This window comes from Methylobacterium iners (assembly GCF_022179305.1).
Lineage (GTDB): Bacteria > Pseudomonadota > Alphaproteobacteria > Rhizobiales > Beijerinckiaceae > Methylobacterium > Methylobacterium iners.
In genome coordinates, this window is sequence record NZ_BPQP01000104.1 from 1 (window position 1) to 1,997 (window position 1,997).

1 protein-coding gene and 2 pseudogenes are annotated in these 1,997 nt (G+C 62.5%); 2 read left to right on the forward strand and 1 reads right to left on the reverse strand.

What is annotated here, in order from left to right; genetic code table 11:
* Positions 1–120: 120 nt before the first annotated feature.
* Positions 121–294, reverse strand: coding sequence for a hypothetical protein (locus MFF55_RS24760; protein ID WP_238246779.1), 174 nt, complete (start codon positions 292–294; stop codon positions 121–123).
* Positions 295–575: 281 nt separating this feature from the next.
* Between MFF55_RS24760 and MFF55_RS27305 the strand changes: the two are divergent.
* Together MFF55_RS27305 and MFF55_RS27310 are read left to right on the forward strand one after the other, a co-directional pair.
* A pseudogene (locus MFF55_RS27305) lies at positions 576–746 on the forward strand (hypothetical protein); the annotation flags it as partial.
* Between the two features lie 63 nt (positions 747–809).
* Positions 810–1,831: pseudogene (locus MFF55_RS27310) on the forward strand (peroxidase family protein); the annotation flags it as partial.
* Between the last annotated feature and the right edge of the window lie 166 nt (positions 1,832–1,997).

Sequence of the window (1,997 nt, forward strand, 5' to 3'; positions counted from 1 at the left end):
ACTTCTAAGGGGTCACGTCAGTCCTCAGCTCCACACTAACAAACACTGTGACCAAGCCCAGGTTTGGATATCTGAAGCGCTCAGATGGAGCTGCAACAGTCAATCACCTTGCCCGGGACCTCAGGCGATGGCCCATGCCAGCATGAGGATGGCCCCGATGAACATGCCGTAGGTGATCGCCACCGCGGCAATCTCGCGGTGCTCTTGGAGAACGGTGCGGGAAGCAAGCAACATGGTCGTGACCGGCAGGTAGGCGGAGACCTCACAAGGACCGACAATCGTGTCTTTTTCCATCCGTTTGGATCACGGAACGAGCAAGAAAGACCGGCTGTGTCCTGCTGGACGCAGGACGGTTCCGCCCTGAACCATCTTGGTCATGCCTTGTTGCCCCCGGTGTAGACTATGACTCACTTTTTAGCCCCGCCAGCATCTCTGCGGCGGGCTACCTCATTCCCTGCGCTCAAAGACGGGACCTCAAGTTTTTGTCGCCTACCCGGGATCCGTTCCCGGCTCAGCATTGTTGCTGGGCCCTGAGTCGCCTCCGGGCGGCTCAATAAGCAATAGGGAGGCCCGCCATGGCTACGAAACGGAACGATCGCCTGGTCACTGACTTCCGTGCCGACGACAACGACCCTGCGAATGGGGCCAGCGGCTCCGTCATTATCGGCACGCCGAACGGCGAAACGCTCGACGGAGGGAACGGCAAGGACAGGATCGAAGCCCGCGCCGGTAACGACCTTCTCCGAGGGGGCAACGGCAAGGATGAGCTCTACGGTGAGCTCGGCAACGACGAACTGAATGGCGGGAACGGCAAGGACCTGCTGGATGGTGGTCCCGGCGACGACATCCTCGCAGGCGAGAACGGCAACGATCTTCTGATCGGCGGCTCGGGCATCGACCGGGCTGTGTTCGACTTCTCCTTCGCGCAGGCTCGCTTCGACTACAGCGGTGGTGGCCTTGCGGTGAGCGGACCGTCTTCCGGCACCGATCAGCTCATCGGGATCGAGCGCATTCAGTTCTCCGACGCACCATCGACGCCGTGGACGACAATCCGCTCGTCGACGACATCTTCTATCTCACGACCTACCCCGACGTGGCCGCCTCGGGTCGGGATGCGGACGCCCATTATGCCGAGTTCGGCTTCCGAGAAGGGCGCGACCCCAACGCCTTCTTCTCCACCACCGGCTACCTCGCCGCCAACCCCGACGTGCGCGCTACTGGTGGGAACCCGCTGACCCACTACAGTCAGTTCGGCTTCCGTGAGGGCCGCGATCCCGGTGCCAACTTCGACAACGAGTTCTACTACGCCGCCAACCCCGACGTGCGTGCGGCCGGCGTGAACCCGCTCAGCCACTATCTCCAGTTCGGCGAGTCGGAAGGCCGCGCCATCAACGAGGCAATCGGCCGTTCCGCCGACATTGGAGCTGCGGGTGGGTTCGACGCTGAGTTCTACCTCCTGTCCAACCCCGACGTGGCGCGCGCCGCGATTAGTGCCGGTGGCGACAGCTTCGCCTTCGCTCGAAACCACTTCAACACGAATGGCTTCCGCGAGGGACGCGATCCGAACGAGATCTTCGACACGGACGGCTATCTTAGCGCCTACGCCGACGTGCGTGCGGCAGGTGTGAACCCGCTGACGCACTACGTTCAGAACGGTGCACGGGAAGGGCGCGATCCGTCGGTGGAGTTTGACACCTCGGCGTACCTGGCCGCCAACCCCGACGTGCAGGCGACGGGCATCAACCCGATGCAGCATTACCTGCAGTTTGGCGTCTACGAAGGCCGCTCGCCGCAGAGCGACACCACCCTCGGTGCAGGCAACATCGGCTAGCCCTATACTCGGTCGACCATCTTCAGCCCCGCCGGCACCAGCCGCGCGGGGCATTTTCGTCTCTCATCACCGTTGCGACTGGGGCCCTGAGGCAAAGATTCCGCTTTTCGCATAGCACCTATGCTGCTATGGCAGTGCACCCAAGAAAAAGGGCCGCCCCGAAGAG

Bases quoted from the DNA above. Each gene is read 5' to 3' on its own strand.
- MFF55_RS24760 (WP_238246779.1), bottom strand. From the start codon at position 294: ATGGAAAAAGACACGATTGTCGGTCCTTGTGAGGTCTCCGCCTACCTG.